We start from the raw sequence: 475 nt of genomic DNA on the forward strand, positions 1-475 counted from the left end.
GCCGGCGTCGCGGCCCCCGGGCTGTGCGTGGCTCTGGGCCGGGACAAGCTGTCCGGCGCGACCGAGGTCTACGCCGGCCTCACCCAGCTGTTCGAGCAAGTCACGGCCGGCGCCCCGATGCCGGACGTGGTGCTGGCGCCGGTCACCGCCGACGACCTGCCCGCGGCCGGATCGGTCCCCGACGCCGTCTTCGCGGCGACCGCGCACGCCCTGCAGCAACTGCAGACCTGGCTCGCCGACGACCGCACCACCGGCTCGCACCTGGTGTTCGTCACCCGGGACGCCCACGACGGCGACCACGCCGCGGCGGCGGTCTGGGGCCTGGTCCGCAGCGCGCAGTCGGAGCACCCCGGCCGGTTCGGGCTGGTCGACGTCGACCGGGAGCCGGCCTCCATGGCCGCGCTGCCGGGCGTCTTCGCCGCGGGCGAACCACAGGTGCGCATCGAAGGCGGCGAGATCAAGGCCGCCCGGCTCG

Annotated in this window: 1 protein-coding gene; it reads left to right on the forward strand. The window is 76.4% G+C overall.

Annotated elements, in window-relative coordinates:
- Positions 1 to 475, forward strand: a 475-nt coding sequence (locus tag G3I65_RS05955; protein WP_160695210.1) for a hypothetical protein, incomplete at both ends; no start/stop codon positions are given.

The organism is Amycolatopsis sp. SID8362 (assembly GCF_010550475.1).
Lineage (GTDB): Bacteria > Actinomycetota > Actinomycetes > Mycobacteriales > Pseudonocardiaceae > Amycolatopsis > Amycolatopsis eburnea.